The following is a 20,721-nucleotide window of genomic DNA, read 5'->3' as shown; positions in this document are numbered from 1 at the left end:
ACGCTTGAAACGCGTGGGTCACCTGCGAGTGAAGACTCTGGAGGTGGCTCAGGAGCGCCGCGAGCCTTGCAGATACACCTTCAACAGCGGCAGCAGCGTAGTGCCCAGGCGCACCAGGCGTGACAGGTTGCCGCTGCGCACCCCCTTGCCGGTCAGAAAGCCCAGCGCAACCACCGCACCAATGCCCCATAGGGGAGCGTGTTTGATGCCCAGGCCATCTTGCAATGAGCCGCCCATGCCACGCAGGCGGTGCAGTGGCTGCAGCATTTGCCCGGACTCCTGGCGGATCTGCTGGCGATGCATTTCCATGCGCAGGCGCAGCAGGGCTTTGCGCAGCTCCCGAGGGTTACGCGTATTGGGTAGTTCAGGCAGGCTCATGGCAGCAGGCGCTCCCGGTCCTTGGCAAGTTCTTCGAGGGTGGCGCCAAACGGCGAGGACTCGTCGAATACCGCCGCCCTCAGCCGTAGGCCGCAATACAGCGCAGCCACACCATAAAACACACACAGGCCGATGATCCCTGCCAGGCGGTAGCTGTCCCACAGCAACACCAGCAGCAGGCCCGACAAGGCTGTCAGCAGCAGCAGTGCGAACACCAGCGCCAGGCCAGCGAACAGCAAAAGGCTCAGGGTGCGTCCTTTCTGCTCCTGCAGTTCGATACCGAACAGTTCGATATGGCTGTGCAGCAGCCCCAGTATCGCGGCGCCCAGGCGCCTGCCCGAGGCACCGGTGCCAATGGCGTCATTCTCCATGGAGGCTCCTTAGCGCCGATTGGCCAACAGGCCGATCAGCAGGCCGACACCTGCGGCTATGCCGATGGCCTGCCAAGGGTTTTCCTGAACGTAGTGCTCGGCACTACCCAAGGCCGCCTGGCCACGCTCACGCACCGATTCCTGAGTCAGTTGCAAGGTTTCGCGGGCCTGCGTGAGGCGCTCGTGGATCTGCTCACGCAGCTCATCGGCCTGGTCGCCCGCCAGATTGGCGGTGTCGGCCAGAAGCTTCTCGGTGTCACGGACCAAAGCCTGGAAGTCCGCCATCAATATCTCTTGTGCAGTCTTTGCCGATTTGCTGGCCATGGTGCTCTCCCTGTGTAGGTGTGTAGGTAATTCGAGTTTCGCTGTGCGCTGAAGGTTCACTTCGTCGCTGGTATGGGCCTTGCTAATGAAGATTGCCACAACGCGGGGCGTAGACCGGAGCGATGCGCCGATACAGGGCGTCGACCCCGGCAGATACCGATAAACCTTAACCCAATCCACGACAAACCCAAGAAAAAACCACGCAGGCTTCGCTCGGTCCACCGTACCCGGGCAATGGGCTGGCACCGATCCGGTGCATGGATGCAGGTTCTTGAACTGTCCTGGTGCCTTTTTTCAGTAGGTCTGCCTTTTCATGGACAACATGCACAGCGCCATGGACTCCCTGGTCCACGGTTCCAACACGCTCTTCATCCTCATGGGCGCCATTCTGGTGCTTGCCATGCACGCGGGCTTCGCATTTCTCGAAGTGGGCACCGTGCGCCACAAGAACCAGGTCAATGCCTTGTCGAAGATACTCAGCGATTTCGCCATCTCGGCGCTGGTGTACTTCTTCATCGGTTACTGGGTTGCCTATGGTGTGAGTTTTCTGCACCCGGCATCCCAGCTGGCCGCCGACCACGGCTATGCCCTGGTCAAATGCTTTTTCCTGTTGACGTTCGCGGCAGCGATACCGGCAATCATCTCCGGGGGTATCGCCGAGCGTGCGCGGTTCGTGCCTCAGCTGTGCGCCACAGCGTTGATCGTAGCCTTCATTTATCCGTTCTTCGAGGGCGTCGTATGGAATGGCAACTTCGGCGCACAGGCATGGCTGCAGGCGCGTTTTGGTGCGCCTTTCCATGACTTTGCAGGGTCTGTGGTGGTGCATGCGATGGGCGGCTGGCTGGCACTGGTGGCAGTGCTGCTGCTGGGTGCACGGCGGGGGCGGTACCGTGATGGTCGGCTGGTGGCCTTCGCTCCGTCGAGCATTCCGTTCCTGGCACTGGGCTCGTGGACCCTGATCATCGGCTGGTTCGGCTTCAATGTCATGAGCGCGCAGACCTTGCAAGGCGTCAGTGGCCTGGTGGCGATCAATTCGCTGCTGGCCATGGTAGGCGGCACCCTGGCAGCGTTGTTGGCCGGGCGTAACGACCCTGGATTTTTGCACAACGGGCCGCTGGCGGGGCTGGTGGCGATCTGTGCAGGTTCGGACCTGATGCATCCGATCGGTGCACTGGCTACTGGCCTGGTGGCCGGTGTTCTGTTCGTGTGGAGCTTCACCGCCGCGCAAAACCGCTGGAAGATCGACGATGTGCTGGGCGTGTGGCCATTGCATGGGCTATGCGGCGTATGGGGCGGGATAGCCTGTGGCATCTTCGGCCAGGCAAGCCTTGGCGGTATGGGAGGCGTCAGCCTGACCAGCCAGTTGATCGGGAGCCTGGCAGGGGTGCTGATCGCGCTGCTTGGGGGCTTTGTCGTGTACGGGCTGATCCGCGCGGTACTCGGCCTGCGCCTGAGCCATGAACAGGAGTTTCAGGGCGCCGACTTGTCGCTGCACCGCATCGGTGCCACCAGCCAGGATTGAACGAGGTCAGGTGCACATGGGGCGGTGGCGACCTAGAATAGGCTTCTCATCCATGCCAAACCGGGTCCCGCCCCATGCTGCCTGAATGCCAACTCTTCGGCACCGTCGGGTGCCACTTGTGTGAAGTGGCCGAAGCCGTTCTCATGCCTTTCGTCGATCATGGCCTGCTGGTCGAACTGGTCGATATCGCCGAGAGCGAGGCGCTGTTCGAGCGCTACGGGCTTATCATTCCCGTGCTGCGTCGTTGCGATACCTCGGCCGAACTGCACTGGCCGTTCGATCCTGAACAGGTTGTAGCCTTTCTCGCGCAATGACAGCGGCAGGGGAAGCATCGCCTGCCTGCATGAGCTGAACTGTTACCCGAAGATGCCGTGCCGGCGACACACGCCGGAACCTCATCATCGTCGAGAATGCAGTCATGTTCATCACACCAAATTTTACCCTGGAAGAGATGATTGTCTCGCAGGTCGCCGCTCGGGAAGGGCTGGATAATACGCCCTCGCAGCAAGTCATCAGCAACCTGCACCTGCTGTGTGAAGCCCTTGAGCGGGTGCGGGCCCTGTTTGGCCTGCCGGTAATCATCAGCAGTGGCTACCGGTCCCCCGCGTTGAACAAGCGTATAGGCGGCTCCCCGCGCAGCCAGCACCTGCACGGCTTGGCCGCGGACTTCGAGATATTCGGCATCAGTAATCGGGAAGTGGTCCGCCGGGTGAGCGCAAGCGCAGTGAATTTCGACCAGATGATTCTGGAGTTCGACAGTTGGGTCCACCTGTCGGTAACGCCGAGCGTCCCGCGCCGTCAAGTGCTGACCATCCGCAGGGGTACAGGCTACCTGCCAGGTTTGCAGTGAGCAGGGGATGAATTGACGGCGGGGTATGCAAGTTCGTATGCTGTATATAAATACAGTATCGAGGTAAGCCCATGCTCAATGTCGAGCAACTCAAGTACAGCGTCAACCGCATGCCGGTGGAGCGGGTATGTGACGCCGTGCTGGAACTGCGCCTCGAAGGCTTGGTCACCGATGACCGTACGCCGTTCGGCAAGGTTCATTTCAATACCTGCTTCGCCGAGATCGAGGCGCTGTTCCAGCGGGCCGGCTACCATCGAGGGTTGGATGTGGTGGGTTACCAGGGCTTGCTGTATGCGCTCTATGATCCCGGCCGCTGGGAGCCCGTGCAGGTTCTGCGCTGGCTGAAGGCGCGCAGCGAGGCCATGGTCCAGGCTGGTTGAGCTGGCGGGGTTGGGGGATAATGCCCGGCCCTGCCTGCCCCGAGTCTCGCCATGACCACGCCTTTCGACCCCGCCCGCCAGCAAGCCAGCACGGTCTGCCTGCCACCTGGCAACTGGGCGACGGTACTTGATTGCCTGTGCGACCATTTCAAGGCAATCGAGCGTGCGCAGTGGCTTGACCGCTTTGCTCGTGGCCGGGTGCTCAACGCCGAAGGCCAGGCGATCGCTGCCGACCTGCCTTACCGTCGCGGCATGCGCCTGCACTATTTTCGTGAGGTGCCCAACGAGCGGCCGATCCCGGTAGAGGAAGGCATCCTGCATGTGGATGAGCATCTGGTGGTGGCCGACAAACCGCATTTTCTGCCGGTTACGCCAACCGGCGAGTATGTCGAACAGACGTTGCTGCGCCGTTTGATCCGGCGCCTGGATAACCCGCACCTGGTGCCGTTGCACCGCATCGACCGGCATACCGCAGGGCTGGTGTTGTTCTCGGCCAACCCGCAAACCCGCAGCGCGTACCAAAGGCTGTTCCCCGAGCGCCGCATCGACAAACGCTACCACGCCATCGCCCCGGCCTTGCCCCAGCGTGATTTTCCGCTGGTGCATAAAAGCCGTCTGGTGCATGGCGAGCCGTTTTTCCGCATGCATGAGGTACCGGGCGACGATAACAGCGAAACCCTGGCCGAGGTGCTGGAGAAGCAGGGTGAGCTATGGCGCTACGGCCTTTCGCCGGTGACCGGCAAGACGCATCAACTGCGGGTGCACATGGCGGCACTGGGGGCAGGGATCTGTAACGACCCGTTCTATCCTGAGTTGCTCAAGGTAGAAGATGATTACCAGCGGCCATTGAAGCTGCTGGCACACAGCTTGCGCTTTGCCGACCCGTTGACGGGGGAGGAGCGCTATTTCGAGAGTCGTCTGACCCTCGGTTGGTAGTGCCCCTTCGCGGGCAAGGTCGCGAAGGGGCGCTGGGTTGTCAGCGGTTGAACCGCTCCACCAGTGAGTACTGGCCACCGGCGGTGGTGGTCAATGCTTCGCTGAGCAGCGCCGAATGCTGCGCCTGCTCGGCTGTCTGGTCGGCCAGTTCGGCGATCGTGCTGATGTTGCGGCTGATCTCGTCAGCCACGGCAGTCTGCTCTTCAGTGGCGGCAGCGATCTGGGTCGCCATGTCGGTAATGTTGGCCACCGCCTCGCTGATCCCCATCAATGCCTGGTCAGCCTGCATCACTCGTTCTACACCTTCCTGAGCCTGGCGATGGCCAGATTCCATGGTGAGCACGGCGTTGTTGGCTGTCTGTTGCAGTTTGGCAATCAGGCCATGGATCTGCCCTGTGGACTCAGCGGTACGCTGGGCCAGCTGGCGCACTTCGTCGGCCACCACGGCAAAGCCACGGCCCATTTCGCCAGCGCGGGCTGCTTCAATGGCGGCGTTCAGGGCCAGCAGGTTGGTCTGGTCTGCAATGCCCTTGATCACATCGACCACGCCACCGATTTCGTCGCTGTCCTTGGCCAGTTGCGTCACGGTCTCGCCGGTTTCACCCACGGCCGCCGACAGGCGCTCGATGGCGTCGCGGGTTTCACCGGCGATCTGCCGGCCCTGGCTGGTCAGGCGATTGGCTTCCTGTGTGGCATCGGCGGTGCGCTGTACATGGTTGGCCACTTCCTGGGTCGTGGCGGCCATCTGGTTGACAGCCGCAGCAACCTGCTCGGTCTCGACCCGTTGGCGCTCCAGCCCCGAAGAGCTCTGGTGGGCCAGGACGTCGGACTGGCGTGCCTGGTCGCTGAGGTGTTCGGCGCTGTCCTGCAGGCGAGTCAGGCAGGTTTTCATGCGCGCATCCTGGCTGAGCAGGGCCATTTCCAGGCGTGCCTGCACGCCTCGGCTGTCGGTGTACATCTGCGCGATCAGTGGGTCGGAAGTGGTCTGTTCGGCCAGGCGCAGCAGGCGCTTGAGGCCGCGTTGTTGCCAGCTAAGGCCGAGCAGGCCGAGCGGCACCGACAGGCCGGCGGCCAGGGCGAAGCCCCAGGAATGCCCGAGCCAGTTGCCGATCAGGAAACCGATCTGGCTGACCAGGATGAAGGGCAGCCAGTCCTGCAGCACTGGCAGCCACTTGTCACGGCGCGGAACGGCGGGCTTGCCCTGATTCAGGCGCTGGTACAGGGCTTCGGCGCGGCGGATCTGCTCGGCGGTGGGCTTGACCCGCACCGACTCGAAACCGCTCACCTGGTTGTTGTCGAAGATCGGCGTGACGTAGGCGTTGACCCAGTAATGGTCACCCGACTTGCAGCGGTTCTTGACGATGCCCATCCAGGGCTGGCCTTGCTTGAGGGTCTGCCACATGTGGGCGAACACCGCAGGCGGCACATCAGGGTGGCGTACCAGGTTGTGCGGTGCGCCGATCAGCTCCTCGCGCGTGAAGCCGCTGATCTCGACGAACGCATCGTTGCAATAGGTGATCACACCCTTGGCATTGGTGGTCGAGATCAAGCGTTGTTGGGCAGGGAAAGTCCTTTCCCGTTGGGTAATCGGCTGGTTGTTCCGCATGGGCTGAGTAATCCGCAAGGCTTTCGACAGATATCGGCAAGCCAGTACTTTTATTGAATGGATATTTAACTTCGTTGATTTGGCGCAGGAACGGACTGCGGGGATTACGCTAGCAGGCCCGCACGTTCGCGAAAGATGGCGTCACTATTGCAGGTTTATTGCAGGGAGTGACGTGCAGGTCAAATCATGACTCATTGGCTGGCCAAGAGCCAGCCTCCGGCACAAAAAAGGGGCGCATTTGCGCCCCGGTCAGCTGGCTTTCAGCTGGCGATCAACTGCCTCAACACATAGTGCAAAATCCCGCCGGCTTTGAAGTATTCCACTTCATTGACCGTATCGATCCGGCACAGTACCTCAATGTCTTGCTGCTGCCCGTCCTCACGGGTGATGCGCAGTTGCAGGCTCATGCCTGGCTTCAACTGAACCCCGGCCAACCCCAGTACGTCGATTCGCTCTTTGCCGGTGAGCCCCAGTTGCTTGCGATCGTGCCCGGCTTTGAACTGCAATGGCAGTACGCCCATGCCGACCAGGTTGGAGCGGTGGATGCGCTCGAAACTCTCCGCCAGTACCGCCTTGACCCCCAGCAGGTTGGTGCCTTTGGCTGCCCAGTCGCGGCTGGAGCCGGTGCCATATTCCTGGCCGGCGATCACCACCAGCGGCGTGCCTTCAGCCTGGTAGCGCATGGCCGCGTCGTAGATCGAGAGCTTTTCCCCAGTGGGCACGTACAACGTGTTGCCGCCTTCTTCACCGGCGAGCATCTCGTTGCGGATGCGGATGTTGGCGAAGGTGCCACGCATCATCACCTCATGGTTGCCCCGCCGTGAACCGTATGAGTTGAAGTCGTGAGGTTCGACGCCTTTTTCGCGCAGGTAGCGCCCGGCCGGGCTGTCGGCCTTGATGTTGCCGGCCGGGGAAATGTGGTCGGTAGTCACCGAATCGCCAAGCAGGGCGAGAATGCGCGCACCCTGGATGTTCTCGATCACCGGCAGTGGGCCGCCAATGCCGTCGAAGAAGGGAGGGTGCTGGATGTAGGTGGAGTCGTCCTGCCACACGTAAGTGGCCGCCTGCGGTACTTCGATGGCTTGCCACTGGGCGTCACCGGCGAATACCTCGGCGTACTCCTTGTGGAACATCGCCGTGTCGACCTTGGCCACGGCGTCGGCGATTTCCTGCTGGCTGGGCCAGATGTCGCGCAGGTACACCGGCTGCCCGTCCTTGCCGGTGCCCAGCGGGTCACGGGTAAGGTCCAGGCGAACGCTGCCGGCCAGGGCGTAGGCCACCACCAGTGGCGGCGAGGCCAGCCAGTTGGTCTTGACCAGCGGGTGCACCCGGCCTTCGAAGTTGCGGTTGCCTGACAGTACCGAGGCGACGGTCAGGTCGGCGCTGCCGATGGCGGTCTCGATGGCTTCGTCCAGTGGACCGGAGTTGCCGATGCAGGTGGTACAGCCGTAGCCGACCAGGTCGAAACCCAGTTGGTCGAGGTAAGGAGTGAGCCCGGCGGCATTGTAATAATCGGTGACCACTTTGGAGCCGGGCGCCAGCGAGCTTTTTACCCATGGCTTGCGCTGCAGCCCTTTCTCCAGGGCCTTTTTCGCCACCAGGCCGGCCGCCATCATCACACTGGGGTTGGAGGTGTTGGTGCAGGAGGTAATTGCGGCGATTACCACGGCACCATCGCGCAGGGTATAGGTCTGGCCTTGGTGGCTGTAGTCGATCTCGCCGGCCTGGTCGGCATTGCCCACTGCCACACCACCACCGCCTTCGCTTTCCAGGCGGCCGACTTCTTTGGCCAGGGGTTTGGGCTGCAGTTCGATGAAGTGGTCGAACGCCTGGCTGACCTGGCCGAGCGCAACGCGGTCCTGGGGGCGTTTTGGCCCGGCCAGGCTAGCTTCGACTTCGCCCATGTCCAAGGCCAGGGTATCGCTGAACAGCGGTTCCTGCCCCGGCAGGCGCCACAGGCCCTGTGCCTTGCAGTACTGTTCGACCAGTTGCACCGTCTGCTGCGGTCTGCCCGAAAGGCGCAAGTAGTCCAAGGTGACCTCATCGACCGGGAAGAAGCCACAGGTCGCGCCGTATTCCGGTGCCATGTTGGCAATGGTGGCACGGTCGGCCAAGGGCAGGTCGGCCAGGCCGTCACCATAGAACTCGACGAACTTGCCGACCACGCCTTTCTTGCGCAGCATCTGTGTCACGGTCAGCACCAGGTCGGTGGCGGTGATGCCTTCGCGCAGCTTGCCGGTAAGCTTGAAGCCGATCACTTCCGGGATCAGCATCGACACCGGCTGGCCGAGCATGGCAGCTTCCGCTTCGATCCCGCCAACGCCCCAGCCGAGCACGCCCAGGCCGTTGATCATGGTGGTGTGCGAATCGGTGCCGACCAAGGTGTCGGGGAACGCATAGGTGCGCCCATCGGCCTCACGGGTCCATACCGTGCGGCCCAGGTACTCCAGGTTGACCTGGTGGCAGATGCCGGTGCCCGGCGGCACTACGCGGAAGTTGTCGAACGCGCTCTGGCCCCAGCGCAGGAAGGCATATCGTTCGCCATTACGCTGCATTTCGATGTCGACGTTTTCACCGAACGCCTGGGGGGTGGCGTAGCGGTCGACCATCACCGAGTGGTCGATCACCAGGTCCACGGGCGACAGCGGGTTGATCCGCTGCGGGTCGCCCCCGGCCTTGGCCATGGCAGCGCGCATGGCCGCCAGGTCGACTACCGCCGGTACGCCGGTGAAATCCTGCATCAATACCCGCGCTGGGCGGTATTGGATCTCGCGATCGGAACGACGGTCTTGCAGCCAGTCGGCGAGGGCGCGCAGGTCGTCGCTGCTGACCGTCTCGCCATCTTCCCAGCGCAGCAGGTTTTCCAGCAGTACCTTGAGCGACATGGGCAGGCGCTGCAGGTCGCCTAGTTGTCGTGCAGCCTCGGTAAGGCTGAAGTAATGGTAGGTCTGGTCGGCCACCTTGAGGGTCTTGAGGGTTTTCAGGCTATCGAGCGAGGGCATTGCCAACTCCTTATGCACCGGTGCCCGGCATTGGCTGGATGATGCCGGTGTCACCGCTCTGTTTCGGCCCGCACGGTACGGACCTGGCTGAAGAGTCAGGTTAGACCGGTTTGTCTGCCCTGACCCTATTCTGGACCGGCGGGGCATGTCGCAGGTTCCGATCTTCCTTTATCATCGCCGCCCTGCCGGCGCCTGTGGTGCGCCAGCCGTAGTGGAGTGAGAGATGAATACCCTGTTCATGCATTGCCGGCCCGGGTTCGAGGGCGAGGTCTGCGCCGAGATCAGCGAACACGCTGCCCGCCTGGGGGTTGCCGGTTATGCCAAAGGCAAGCCGCAGAGCGCCTGCGCCGAGTTTGTCTGCGCCGAAGCCGAAGGTGCCGAACGGTTGATGGCGCAGCTGCGCTTTGCCCAACTGATCTTCCCGCGCCAGTGGGCGCGTGGCAGTTACATCGAACTGCCTGAGACCGACCGGATCAGCGTGTTGCTTGAGCATCTTGCGGCATTGCCGGTGTTTGGCAGCCTGTGGCTGGAGGTGCTCGACAGCAACGACGGCAAGGAGCTGTCGACGTTCTGTCGCAAGTTTGAGGTGCCGCTGCGCAAGGCTTTGGAAAAAGCCGGCCGCTTGGTCGATAACGCCAGCCTGCCTCGCCTGTTGCTGACCTTCATCAGTGGTCGTCGGGTATTCGTTGGCGTTGCCGAGGCGAACAACAGTGCGCTGTGGCCGATGGGAATTCCGCGCTTGAAATTCCCGCGTGAAGCGCCGAGCCGCTCGACCTTGAAGCTTGAAGAGGCCTGGCACCAGTTCATTCCACGGGAGCAGTGGGAGCAGCGGCTGGGCGATGACATGACCGGGGTGGACCTTGGGGCATCGCCGGGTGGCTGGACTTACCAACTGGTGCGCCGTGGCATGCTGGTCACTGCTATCGACAATGGGCCGATGGCAGAGAGTTTGATGGACACCGGGCTGGTTCAGCACCTGATGGCCGACGGCTTCACTTGGCAGCCCAAGCAACCGGTGGACTGGATGGTCTGCGATATCGTCGAGAAGCCGGCGCGCACCACTTCGTTGATCGAGACTTGGTTGGGGGAGGGCTTGTGCCGGGAGGCGGTGGTCAACCTTAAGTTGCCGATGAAGCAGCGATATGCCGAGGTGCGTCGCTTGCTGGACCGCATGGAGGCGACCTTCAAGGCGCGCAAGGTCAAGGTGTCGATTGCCTGCAAGCAGCTGTATCACGACCGCGAGGAAGTGACGTGCCATCTGCGCAGGCTGGACCTGAAACCACGAAAGTAAGCCGTTGCCGTTGCCGTTGCCGTTGCCGTTGCCGTTGCCTTGCTTTTGCTTTTAAGCGCGCGATAGTTCAGACGCCGCAGATTGCGACTTCAGGAGGCCGAGCGCAGGTCTTGCGAAGGGAGGTGACGGGCATGGATGCCCGTCAAGCGCTGCGGCCCATGGATGGGCCGTCAGCGCGGTCCTCCCGGGAGCAAGGCCGGAGCGAGGGAACCCCGGAGCGTAGCGTAGGGGCCGGATGATGGGAGCGGGCGGTTTTTGGTTCCTTTTTGCCAAGACAAAAAGGGACCCGCCGTAAGGGCGGAAAGGTGAGTGAGCGCCGCCACGGCAAATGGATATTCACGCTAGCTGAAAGCCAGAAGCCAGAAGCCAGAAGCCAGAAGCCAAAGCTCATGCGGGGGGGTTCATTCATCCGGGCATATCCATTTGCTGTAGCGACGCTCACCCACCTTTCCGCCCTTACGGCGGGTCACTTTTTGGCAAACGCCCCAAAAAGTAACCAAAAAAGGCTGGCTCCTATCATCCGGCCCCTACGCTACGCTTCGGGGTTCCCTCGCTCCGGCCTTGCTCCCGGGAGGACCGCGCTCACGGCCCATCCATGGGCCGAAGCGCTTGACGGGCATCCATGCCCGTCACCTCCCTCCGCAAGACCTGCGCTCGGCCTCCTGAAGTCGCAATCTGTAGTGACTGAGCTACCGCGCGCTTAAAAGCAAAAGCAAAAGCAAAAGCAAAAGCAAAGGCAAAGGCAAAGGCAAAGGGAGAGGGAGAGCAAGCTGTGCTTGCGGCGCCGGGCGTGCAGGTGACTATTGGTCCGCGCCACGCTATGCGCCACAATAGCGATCATTTGCGGAGCACCCCATGACTGACTTCACCCCCGACGCCATTCTTGATGCCACCGGCCTGAACTGCCCAGAACCGGTGATGATGCTGCACACCCACGTGCGCAATCTGGCCGCCGGCGGCCTGCTCAAGGTCATCGCTACGGATCCCTCGACCCGGCGCGACATTCCCAAGTTCTGCAACTTCCTCGGCCACGAACTGCTGCAGCAGCAGGAAGAGGCCGGTACCTACCTGTACTGGATTCGCAAGAAAGCCGACTGATCCACGCTGGATCGTGCCGGGCATAGCACCTACACTGCGTTCCCCAGACAGGAGAGCGCCATGCTGATAGTTGCCGACGAGAATATCCCGCTGCTCGATGCCTTCTTCGAAGGTTTCGGCGAGATCCGCCGTTACCCTGGCAGGAGCATGGACGCCGCCAGCGTCAAAGAGGCTGATGTGCTGCTGGTGCGCTCGGTGACCAAGGTCGACCGGCAATTGCTCGAAGGCAGCAAGGTGCGCTTTGTCGGCACCTGCACCATCGGCACCGATCACCTGGACCTGGATTACTTTGCCGAAGCCGGCATCCACTGGAGCAGCGCGCCGGGCTGCAACGCCCGCGGTGTGGTCGACTACGTGCTGGGCAGCCTGCTGACCCTCGCCGACCTGGACGGTGCAGCGCTGCCCCAGCGCACCTACGGCGTGGTGGGTGCAGGGGAGGTCGGTGGCCGGCTGGTGCGCGTGTTGCACGGCATGGGCTGGAAGGTGCTGGTCTGCGACCCGTTGCGCCAGGCGGCTGAGGGGGGCGATTTCGTCAGCCTGCAAACTGTGCTCGAACAATGCGATGTGATCAGCCTGCATACCCCATTGCAGCGTGGCGGCGAGCACCCGACCTGGCACCTGCTGGGCCAAGCGCAGCTCGCACAGCTGCGCCCTGGCGCATGGCTGATCAACGCCAGCCGTGGGCCGGTGGTGGATAACGTCGCCCTCCGTGAGTTGCTGTTGGACCGTGAAGACGTGCACGCTGTGCTCGATGTATGGGAGGGCGAGCCGCAGGTCGACCTGCAACTGGCCGACCTCTGCACCCTGGCTACGCCGCACATCGCCGGCTACAGCCTGGATGGCCGCCAGCGCGGCACGGCGCAGATCTACCAGGCGTTGTGCCGCTTCCTGGGTGAGGCCGAGCGCGTGCAGTTGCAGGATCTGCTGCCCAAACCGCCACTGGCGCAGATCGAGTTCGATGGCGAAGCTGACCTTGGCTGGGCCTTGGCGACGTTGTGCCGGGCGGTGTACGACCCGCGCCGCGACGATGCCGATTTCCGTCGCAGCCTGAGCGACGATGCGGCCGAGCAGCGCGCGGCGTTCGACCTGTTGCGCAAACAGTATCCGCCACGCCGTGAAATCGAAGGGTTAGCGGTGCGGTTGCGGGGCGAGGCTCCGCAGTTGGTGCAGATGGTCAATGCCTTGGGTGCAGTGGTCGTTTGACGAGCAGGCAGAACATTCCGGGCAAATAAAAACCCGGCGCCAGCGCCGGGTTTCAAGCAATTCTTCATTCAGCCCTTGCGCACCTTCTTCACCCGGCTTTCCTCGAGGTCCTTGCAGGCCTGCTGGATCATTTGCTCGGTGATCGGTACTTCACGGCCCTGGGCATCGATGATCGATCCGCAGACCTTCGGTTGTGGGGTGCTCTGGGGCTTCTGGGTGTCGCTGCCATGCTGCAAGCTCATCTACAGTCTCCTCATCAGGTCCAATATCAAGGTAAACCTGTGCCGTGACTGGCCTGTGACAGCGGCTCTTGGAGGTCACGACAGCTACAGTCCACCAGAAAGTGCGGCAAACCTCCAGAGGCGTTTTAGAACGATGGGCTATAGGCACTGCCATGCTGGATGAATGGTAGGCTGCTGTTTCACTGTCATTGTGGTCCATCGCCATGCCCGAACCGGTTTCTTCACGTCAGCGTCGCGCCTTGTTTCTCTGCTGGCAATTCATGCGCCCATACCGTCGCCAAGCGCTGTTGGCGTTGCTGGCTCTGGTAGTGACCGCCGGCATTACACTGTCCATGGGGCAAGGCATTCGCCTGTTGGTGGACCAGGGGTTCATGACCCGTTCGGCGCACCAGCTCAATCAGACCATCGGCCTGTTCCTGCTGTTGGTGCTGGCGTTGGCGATAGGGACATTCAGCCGCTTCTATCTGGTTTCCTGGATCGGTGAGCGGTGCGTGGCCGATATTCGCCGCGCTGTGTTCGATCACCTGATAGGGCTGCACCCTGGCTTTTTCGAAGACAACCGCAGCTCGGAAATCCAGTCCCGGCTGACCGCCGATACCACATTGCTGCAGGCGGTCATCGGCTCATCACTGTCGATGTTCCTGCGCAACGCCCTGATGGTGATCGGCGGTGTCGTGCTGCTTTTCATCACCAACCCCAAACTCACCAGTATCGTCGTGGTGGCCCTGCCTTTGGTACTGGCGCCGATCCTGCTGTTTGGCCGGCGCGTGCGCAGCCTGTCGCGCCAGAGCCAGGATCGGGTGGCGGATGTGGGCAGCTATGTGGCCGAGACGCTGGGGCAGATCAAGACCGTGCAGGCCTACAACCACCAGGCATTAGACCGCCAGCTGTTCGCTGGAACGGTAGAGGCGGCCTTCGCCGTGGCGCGCCAGCGTATCGCGCAGCGGGCCTGGTTGATCACCCTGGTCATCGTGCTGGTGCTGGGCGCGGTGGGGGTGATGTTGTGGGTCGGCGGCATGGATGTGATCGCCGGGCGCATCTCCGCAGGCGAACTGGCAGCCTTCGTGTTCTACAGCCTGATCGTCGGTAGTGCCTTCGGTACTTTGAGCGAAGTCATCGGCGAACTACAGCGCGCCGCCGGCGCGGCCGAGCGTATCGCCGAACTGCTGGCGGCGCGTAGCAGCATTCTAGAGGCCGAGCAGCCGTTTGCGCTGCATCGCCAGCGCGCTGGTGGGCGTATCGAGCTCAAGAACCTGGTATTTGCTTACCCTTCCAGGCCATCGGTTGCCGCCATCGACAACCTGAGCCTGGTCATCGAGCCAGGCCAGACCGTGGCGCTGGTGGGGCCATCCGGCGCGGGCAAATCGACATTGTTCGACTTGCTGCTGCGCTTCTACGACCCCCAGCAGGGGGGCATCCTTCTGGATAACCAGCCAATCACCAGCCTGGCGTTGGGCGAACTACGCCGCCAGTTCGCCCTGGTAGCGCAGAACCCGTCACTGTTTCGCGGTACGGTCGAGGCCAATATCCGCTATGGGCGCCCGCAGGCGAGCCTGGCCGAGGTCGAAGCGGCGGCGCGTGGCGCACATGCCGATGAGTTCATCCGGCAACTGCCGCAGGGTTACCAGACACCGCTGGGCGAGGGTGGTATTGGCCTGTCGGGCGGGCAGCGGCAACGTCTGGCGATTGCGCGGGCGTTGCTGGTGGATGCGCCGATCCTGCTGCTCGACGAAGCCACCAGCGCCCTCGATGCGCAGAGCGAGCACTTGATCCAGCAGGCGCTGCCGAGCCTGATGGCGGGCCGCACTACGCTGGTCATCGCCCATCGCCTGGCCACGGTGCAGCATGCCGACCGCATCGCGGTCATCGACAAGGGGCGCCTGGTGGCGGTGGGCACCCACCGTGAACTGATCGAAAAGAGCCCGCTGTACGCCAGGCTGGCCTCGCTGCAGTTCAACGCAGGTTGACGCATCGAAGGCTTGTAACATTTTTGTAGCAATTGCTTGAGACTATCCCTCCAACTGTTGCGTAAGTGCTCGACCTGGCTGCTATCGATTGATGGCAGCTTTTTTTTGGCCTGCGAACGAGGACATGGATGTCTGTGGCGGCGCTGCCAGCGGCGCGTTGTTTCCTCATTCCTTGTTCCCGAGATCTGCGATGTTGCGTAAATCCCTCAGAGTACAAATTCTTACCCTGCTCGGCGGCAGCCTGGCGGCGATGCTGCTGATTGCCTTGGTGTGCTTCCAGTTTCTGTCCTCCAGCGTGCGCAGTTATGCCACGCTGGTCGATGGACCACTGCAGGCCTCGCAATCGATCGACGAAGCCAACCTGCAGTTCAAGATCCAGGTGCAGGAGTGGAAGAACGTGCTGCTGCGCGGCCGCCAGCCGGCTGATCTGGAGAAGTACTGGCAGCAGTTCCAGGCCCGTGAACAGCAGGTTCAGCAGTTGCTTGGGCAACTGATCGACAGCAGTGATCAGAAGCTCAAGGAGCCTTTGCAGCAACTGCGTGACAGCCATCGGCAATTGGGTGTGGCCTACGCGCAGGGGCGCCAGGCGTTTCTGGCCGCAGGTGGTGACCCCGTCGCCGGCGATCTGGCGGTCAAAGGTGTCGACCGTGCTGCCAGCGAGCAGATGAGCGCGTTGGTCGAGCAGTTGCGCGCCGACGCCCGTGAGCGCGCCGCCAGCATCAATGCCAGGGCCGAGCGCACGGTATGGCTGGGTATGCTGGTGATGCTCGGGTCGGCACTGCTGGTCGGTTTGCTCAGCCTGTGGCGGGTTAACCGTAGCCTGATCGAGCCGATCAGCCAGTTGATCGAGTACGTAGCGCAATTGAGCCAGGGCCGCTTTGGCGCTCGGGTCGACAGCCGTCGCGAGGATGAACTGGGCCGCCTTGCGCGGGCGGCCAATACCTTGCGTGATTTCCTTGCCGAAACCGTTGGCCGGCTCAAGGACAATGCCCAAGAGCTGGAGGGCGCCAGTGGCCAGCTGCGCAGCATCGCCGGTGACATGGCGCGCGGTACCCATGACCAGTTCCAGCGTACCGATCAGGTGGCCACGGCGATGCACGAGATGTCCGCCACTGCTCAAGAGGTTGCCCGTCACGCCGCCGAAGCCGCGCGCGCGGCCGATGAAGCCGACCACAGTGCCCAGGCTGGCGAGCGGGTAATGCAGCAGACCATCGACATCATTGGCGTGGTCAACCGGGAGATCGCAGGTACTGCGGCGGTAATCCGCGATCTTGAAACTGACAGTTCGCGCATCGGCAAGGTGCTGGAAGTGATCCGTGGTATCGCCGAGCAGACCAACCTGCTGGCGCTCAATGCGGCCATCGAAGCGGCCCGTGCGGGTGAGGCCGGGCGCGGCTTTGCGGTGGTCGCCGACGAGGTGCGCAGCCTGGCTCAGCGCACGGCGGCGTCGATCGCCGAAATCCATCAGATCATCGAGGCGGTACAGTCTGGTGCCGTGGACGCGGTCAAGGCCATCGAAAGCGGGCAGCAGCGCAGCGAGGAGGGGGCCGAGCAGGTGCAGCAGGCTGGGCAGATGCTGCAGCGCATCACCACGGCGGTTGAGGCCATCCGTGACATGAACCGGCAGATCGCCACGGCCGCTGAAGAGCAGACCAGCGTGGCCGAGGACATCTCGCGCAACCTGGTCGAGATTACCCGCATCGCCACAGCCAACCAGGAGGCAGTGCAGCACACCGAGCAGGCAGGCCAGCGCCTGCATGGGCTGTCGGGGCAGTTGGGTGAGGTCACTTCGCGGCTTACCGCGTAGTGCTTATCGCGCATGACAAAAAGCCCGCACAATGGCGGGCTTTTTGAAGGATTTGGTCGGAGAGACAGGATTCGAACCTGCGGCCTTCTCGTCCCGAACGAGACGCGCTACCTGGCTGCGCTACACTCCGATGAACGAAATCCTACTGCATGGTTTTTTCGAACGCAAGCCCTTGTTGTTAAAAGGGCTTAGGCTCAAAACAGGGCGCTCGATCAGAGCTCCTTGACGGTACGAACCTGGTCTTTGTTCAGGCGCGTACGCTTGCCATCAAGTTGCTCGAACTCGTAGAAGCCAGAGTCCTCGTCAAAGGACGGAGTGTCCACAGCCTGGATCTCACGACCGTCGTTCAGGGTGATCACGGTTGGCGAGGCGCAGCCAGCGAGGGCGCCCAGGCCCAGGGCGAGCAGAAAGGCGGGAAGGGTCCGTTTAATCATCGTGTTTCTCCAGTGCGATGGTGCTAGATGACGTTAAGACGCAAGGCGTCTGCGCAAGTTCCTTCTAGAGTGCAGCATAGCGCCAATCGCTGAGTATTGACCTGGGTCTGTCAAGGTTGCCGCAGGGCAGCCTGTGATATAAATGCGGCCATCCCTTTCCCCTGCGATGAACACTCATGAAAGCCAAGGCAGATACCCCCTTCGTGGCCCTGAATATTGCCGTGCTGACGGTCAGCGACACCCGTACCTTTGAAACCGACACCTCCGGGCAGATGTTCGTCGACCGCCTGACTGCGGCGGGCCACCAGCTGGCTGAGCGTAAGCTGCTCAAGGACGACCTCTACAAGATCCGCGCCCAGGTTGCCACCTGGATCGCCGATGACCGCGTGCAGGTCGTGTTGATTACCGGTGGCACCGGCTTCACGGGGCGCGACAGTACGCCTGAGGCCGTGGCCTGCCTGCTGGACAAGCAAGTGGAAGGCTTCGGCGAGCTGTTCCGGCAGATCTCCGTTGCCGACATCGGCACGTCGACCGTTCAGTCGCGCGCCTTGGCCGGCCTGGCCAACGGCACGCTGGTGTGCTGCCTGCCGGGCTCGACCAATGCTGTGCGCACTGGCTGGGACGGTATCCTTGCCGAGCAGCTCGATGCCCGCCATCGCCCGTGCAATTTCGTTGCGCACCTGAAGCAGGCAGCGGCTTGTGAAAGCCGTGGCTGAGGCGCCGCAGGCCCGGCCATTGATGCCGGTGGAAGAAGCGCTGGAGCGCCTGCTGGCCTTGGCCGAGGCCGCGCCGATCAAGGACACCGAAACCGTCCCGCTGGCCGAGGCCGAAGGCCGGGTGCTGGCGACCGACCTGGTTGCCTCGCTCGACCTGCCGCCCTGGCCCAACAGTGCCATGGATGGCTACGCACTGCGCCTGGCCGATTGCCAAGGCCAGCCGTTGCCCGTCAGCCAGCGCATTTTTGCCGGGCACGCGCCCGAGCCGTTGCAGCCCGGCACGTGCGCGCGGATCTTCACCGGCGCCCCGCTGCCGGCCGGTGCCGACTGCGTCGAGATGCAGGAAAACACCGAGGTGCTGGAGGATGGCCGGGTGCGTTTCCTCGAACCGATCAAGCCTGAGCAGAATGTCCGTCCCCAAGGCCAGGAAACACGCCAGGGCGAACAGGTGATGGTCGCAGGAACGCGCCTGGGCCCGATCGAACTGGGGTTGGCCGCAACCTTGGGGCATGCTCAACTGCAGGTGGTGGGTCGGGTACGGGTGGCAGTGTTGTCCACCGGCGACGAGCTGGTCGAGCCAGGTTTGCCACTGGGCCCAGGGCAGATTTACAACAGCAACCGCCGCCTGCTGGTCAGTTGGTTGCAACGCCTGGGCTGTGAAGTGCGCGACATGGGCATCCTGCCTGATGACCTGGTGCGGACTCGCCAGTGCCTGGCCAGCCTGGGTGATGTCGACCTGATCCTGTCCACCGGGGGAGTTTCCGTGGGCGAGGCCGATTACCTGGGCGCGGCGCTGCGTGAGGCGGGCGAGCTGGCCTTGTGGAAGCTGGCGATCAAGCCAGGCAAGCCGCTGACATTCGGGCATTATCAAGGTGTGCCGGTGATCGGCCTGCCAGGCAACCCTGCGTCGACGCTGGTGACCTTCGGCCTGCTCACGCGCCCTTACTTGCTGCGCCGCCAAGGGGTTGCCGAAGTCACTCCGCTACGTTTCGACGTGCCTGCGGGTTTCGATTGGCCCAAGGCCGGAACCCGTCGCGAATACCTGCGGGCGCGGATCGACAACGGCCGGGTGCGCATCTACAAGAACCAGAGCTCAGGCGTGTTGCGCAGCGCCGCCTGGGCTGAGGGCTTGGTGGAGGTGCGCGAAGGCAGCACGCCGCAGCAGGGTGACAGCGTACCGTTCATACCGTTGAGCGAACTACTTGGTTGATCGCCCTAGCCACGGGTCTATAGGTTGCGGGGCGGTGGCAGGCGCTGACTGGGTCAGGCGCATGTGCACGTTCTCCAGTTGCTGCGCCGCCACGCTCCAGTCATGACGATGCCGGGCAAACTGGCGGCCGGCCTCGCTCAGTTGGCACATGCGCCAGGGTTGGTTGAGCAGTTGGGTAATCAGCAGTGCCAACTGGTCACCGTCATCGCTGCCCAGGTAATGCTCGCCGTTGTTCACGGCAAGGCCTGAAACGCCCTTGCTGGTGGTGATCACCGGCAGCCCGGCAGCCATGGCTTCGAGAATCTTGACTTTGGAGCCGCCGGCGTATCGCAGAGGGGCGAAGAACAGCGCCGAGCGCCGCTGCAGTTCGCGAAGGTCAGGGCGATAACCCAGCCATTCGATGCGGGGATCGTTCCAGTGCAGCTTCCATGAGGCCGGCATGGCATGCCCGGCTATGGCCAGGCGCACCGCAGGGTTGCTCATCCACACCTGCGGCAGGATTTCTTCCAGCGCCCATTCGATGGCCTCAAGGTTCGCACCGTATTCGAAGTTGCCGACGAACAGCAGTCGCTGACTGTGCAGTGCGGGACATACCTGTTGGTAATACTCGCAATCCACACCGTTGACCACTACGTTCACTGGGCGCCCGCTGATCTGGCTTATCAGTTCGGCGTCATGGGTGCTCACCGCAACCACTTCGGTGGGCTGGCAGAGTACGCGTTGCTCCCAGCGACGATAGCGCCAACGGTCGAACGCATTGAGCGGGCGCAGCCAAAGTGGCAGGCGATCATGGCAGGCGGCGCCCATCACCGATTCGAGTGTGTGTTCGCTGAGCATGTAGGGCAGGCCGCGGGCCTGCAGGGCTTTTTCGAAGGGTTGGAAGCCGTAGCTGTGCTCGATCTGGATGACATCCCAGGGCTCGTCCAGCAACTGCTCGAAGCGGTGGCGCAGGCAGGGCGCCAAGCCATTGATGATTGCCCGCATGGGGTAGTCGATGATCGGTGAGGCCAGCAGGTTGAGCGGGCTGTGCAGCGCCCGGCGGGGTAGCACGATCAGCCGCTCGACCAGTGGCTCCAGCGTTTCGCGGGTGGCATCGTTCAGCGGGACTTTCGACTGCACCAGCAAGGTGATCCGGTGCCCGTGCTGCGCAAGGGCGCGCAGCAGGTGGTATTGCCGGGTCTTGCTGCCGCTGGTGGTTGGCCAGGGTAGGTAGGGCAGCGTCCAGAGTATGCGCATGAACCACAATCCTCGCTAAAGGCTGCAGACAAAAAAACGCGCCCGTGGGCAGTCAGCCAATGGCTACAACCGGGACGCGTCCATACATTTGAGTAAAGCCCACGCTATCGTCTTCGCCCAGGTACTCGCTTGTGTCGATCATGCAGGG

At 62.7% G+C, this 20,721-nt stretch carries 20 protein-coding genes and 1 tRNA gene; 12 read left to right on the top strand and 9 right to left on the bottom strand.

Annotation, left to right across the window (positions count from 1 at the left end; translation table 11 throughout):
• Nucleotides 1–48 precede the first annotated feature (48 nt).
• From IWW33_RS03380 to IWW33_RS03370, 3 genes are read right to left on the bottom strand one after another with little or no spacing between them, the layout of a single operon-like run.
• Nucleotides 49–378 (bottom strand): hypothetical protein, encoded by a 330-nt coding sequence (locus IWW33_RS03380; protein ID WP_046786484.1) that lies wholly within the window; start codon nt 376–378, stop codon nt 49–51.
• Nucleotides 375–749 carry a phage holin family protein gene (locus IWW33_RS03375; protein WP_115275423.1) on the bottom strand — a complete coding sequence of 125 codons (375 nt, stop codon included), beginning with the start codon at nt 747–749 and terminating at the stop codon, nt 375–377. Before IWW33_RS03375 ends, IWW33_RS03380 begins: the two co-directional genes overlap by 4 nt.
• A gap of 9 nt (nt 750–758) precedes the next feature.
• Nucleotides 759–1,073, bottom strand: coding sequence for a YqjD family protein (locus tag IWW33_RS03370; RefSeq protein WP_012313531.1), 315 nt, complete (start codon nt 1,071–1,073; stop codon nt 759–761).
• A gap of 313 nt (nt 1,074–1,386) precedes the next feature.
• Between IWW33_RS03370 and IWW33_RS03365 the strand changes: the two genes are divergently transcribed.
• The 5 genes from IWW33_RS03365 to IWW33_RS03345 all read left to right on the top strand — a co-directional run bounded on the left by IWW33_RS03365 (nt 1,387) and on the right by IWW33_RS03345 (nt 4,761).
• Nucleotides 1,387–2,595: an ammonium transporter gene (locus IWW33_RS03365; RefSeq protein WP_196914196.1), complete on the top strand. Its 1,209-nt coding sequence runs from the start codon at nt 1,387–1,389 to the stop codon at nt 2,593–2,595.
• Nucleotides 2,596–2,669: 74 nt separating this feature from the next.
• Nucleotides 2,670–2,909: a glutaredoxin family protein gene (locus IWW33_RS03360; RefSeq protein ID WP_039603811.1), complete on the top strand. Its 240-nt coding sequence runs from the start codon at nt 2,670–2,672 to the stop codon at nt 2,907–2,909.
• Nucleotides 2,910–3,013: 104 nt separating this feature from the next.
• Nucleotides 3,014–3,445 (top strand): D-Ala-D-Ala carboxypeptidase family metallohydrolase, encoded by a 432-nt coding sequence (locus tag IWW33_RS03355; RefSeq protein WP_115275421.1) that lies wholly within the window; start codon nt 3,014–3,016, stop codon nt 3,443–3,445.
• A 71-nt stretch (nt 3,446–3,516) separates the two neighbouring features.
• Nucleotides 3,517–3,825, top strand: coding sequence for a hypothetical protein (locus IWW33_RS03350; RefSeq protein ID WP_039603809.1), 309 nt, complete (start codon nt 3,517–3,519; stop codon nt 3,823–3,825).
• Nucleotides 3,826–3,876: 51 nt separating this feature from the next.
• Nucleotides 3,877–4,761: a pseudouridine synthase gene (locus IWW33_RS03345; RefSeq protein WP_174141790.1), complete on the top strand. Its 885-nt coding sequence runs from the start codon at nt 3,877–3,879 to the stop codon at nt 4,759–4,761.
• A 40-nt stretch (nt 4,762–4,801) separates the two neighbouring features.
• Here the strand turns inward: IWW33_RS03345 and IWW33_RS03340 are convergent, their stop codons facing one another.
• Both IWW33_RS03340 and acnA read right to left on the bottom strand, forming a co-directional pair.
• On the bottom strand, nt 4,802–6,367 hold the full coding sequence (locus IWW33_RS03340) for a PAS domain-containing methyl-accepting chemotaxis protein (RefSeq protein WP_115275420.1): 1,566 nt from the start codon (nt 6,365–6,367) through the stop codon (nt 4,802–4,804).
• Between the two features lie 260 nt (nt 6,368–6,627).
• Nucleotides 6,628–9,369 carry an aconitate hydratase AcnA gene (acnA, locus tag IWW33_RS03335; RefSeq protein ID WP_115275419.1) on the bottom strand — a complete coding sequence of 914 codons (2,742 nt, stop codon included), beginning with the start codon at nt 9,367–9,369 and terminating at the stop codon, nt 6,628–6,630.
• A 223-nt stretch (nt 9,370–9,592) separates the two neighbouring features.
• Between acnA and rlmM the strand changes: the two genes are divergently transcribed.
• The 3 genes from rlmM (at nt 9,593) to pdxB (ending at nt 12,961) form a co-directional block, all read left to right on the top strand.
• On the top strand, nt 9,593–10,660 hold the full coding sequence (gene rlmM, locus IWW33_RS03330) for a 23S rRNA (cytidine(2498)-2'-O)-methyltransferase RlmM (RefSeq protein WP_174141789.1): 1,068 nt from the start codon (nt 9,593–9,595) through the stop codon (nt 10,658–10,660).
• An 855-nt stretch (nt 10,661–11,515) separates the two neighbouring features.
• Nucleotides 11,516–11,758 (top strand): sulfurtransferase TusA, encoded by a 243-nt coding sequence (gene tusA / locus IWW33_RS03325; RefSeq protein ID WP_012313540.1) that lies wholly within the window; start codon nt 11,516–11,518, stop codon nt 11,756–11,758.
• Between the two features lie 60 nt (nt 11,759–11,818).
• Nucleotides 11,819–12,961 carry a 4-phosphoerythronate dehydrogenase PdxB gene (gene pdxB, locus IWW33_RS03320; protein ID WP_046786476.1) on the top strand — a complete coding sequence of 381 codons (1,143 nt, stop codon included), beginning with the start codon at nt 11,819–11,821 and terminating at the stop codon, nt 12,959–12,961.
• A 68-nt stretch (nt 12,962–13,029) separates the two neighbouring features.
• Here pdxB and IWW33_RS03315 read toward each other — a convergent pair whose 3' ends face one another.
• Nucleotides 13,030–13,203, bottom strand: coding sequence for a PA1571 family protein (locus tag IWW33_RS03315; RefSeq protein ID WP_174141787.1), 174 nt, complete (start codon nt 13,201–13,203; stop codon nt 13,030–13,032).
• A gap of 203 nt (nt 13,204–13,406) precedes the next feature.
• Here IWW33_RS03315 and IWW33_RS03310 point away from each other — a divergent pair, with 203 nt between their 5' ends.
• Nucleotides 13,407–15,170 (top strand): ABC transporter transmembrane domain-containing protein, encoded by a 1,764-nt coding sequence (locus IWW33_RS03310; protein WP_174141786.1) that lies wholly within the window; start codon nt 13,407–13,409, stop codon nt 15,168–15,170.
• 190 nt (nt 15,171–15,360) lie between these two features.
• Entirely contained in the window at nt 15,361–16,977 is a 1,617-nt protein-coding gene (locus IWW33_RS03305; protein ID WP_174141785.1) for a methyl-accepting chemotaxis protein, read from the top strand.
• A gap of 53 nt (nt 16,978–17,030) precedes the next feature.
• On the opposite strand, the gene IWW33_RS03300 is transcribed toward IWW33_RS03305, so the two are convergent.
• Together IWW33_RS03300 and IWW33_RS03295 are read right to left on the bottom strand one after the other, a co-directional pair.
• Nucleotides 17,031–17,107 (bottom strand) — tRNA-Pro (locus IWW33_RS03300).
• A gap of 82 nt (nt 17,108–17,189) precedes the next feature.
• Entirely contained in the window at nt 17,190–17,411 is a 222-nt protein-coding gene (locus IWW33_RS03295) for a YgdI/YgdR family lipoprotein (RefSeq protein ID WP_046786473.1), read from the bottom strand.
• A gap of 176 nt (nt 17,412–17,587) precedes the next feature.
• On the opposite strand from IWW33_RS03295, the gene moaB reads away from it, so the two are divergent.
• Together moaB and glp are read left to right on the top strand one after the other, a co-directional pair.
• Nucleotides 17,588–18,127, top strand: coding sequence for a molybdenum cofactor biosynthesis protein B (gene moaB, locus IWW33_RS03290; protein ID WP_039604205.1), 540 nt, complete (start codon nt 17,588–17,590; stop codon nt 18,125–18,127).
• Nucleotides 18,111–19,337, top strand: coding sequence for a gephyrin-like molybdotransferase Glp (glp, locus tag IWW33_RS03285; protein ID WP_174141783.1), 1,227 nt, complete (start codon nt 18,111–18,113; stop codon nt 19,335–19,337). Before moaB ends, glp begins: the two co-directional genes overlap by 17 nt.
• Here glp and IWW33_RS03280 read toward each other — a convergent pair.
• Nucleotides 19,326–20,573: a glycosyltransferase family 4 protein gene (locus IWW33_RS03280; protein ID WP_115275415.1), complete on the bottom strand. Its 1,248-nt coding sequence runs from the start codon at nt 20,571–20,573 to the stop codon at nt 19,326–19,328. The two genes, glp and IWW33_RS03280, sit on opposite strands and share 12 nt — an antisense overlap.
• Nucleotides 20,574–20,721 lie beyond the last annotated feature (148 nt).

It is taken from the genome of Pseudomonas sp. M2 (assembly GCF_015751845.1).
In the GTDB taxonomy this organism is placed as follows: Bacteria; Pseudomonadota; Gammaproteobacteria; order Pseudomonadales; family Pseudomonadaceae; genus Aquipseudomonas; species Aquipseudomonas putida_E.
Note: the sequence above shows the minus strand (reverse complement) of the source record. Positions and strands in the feature narration are given on the sequence as shown.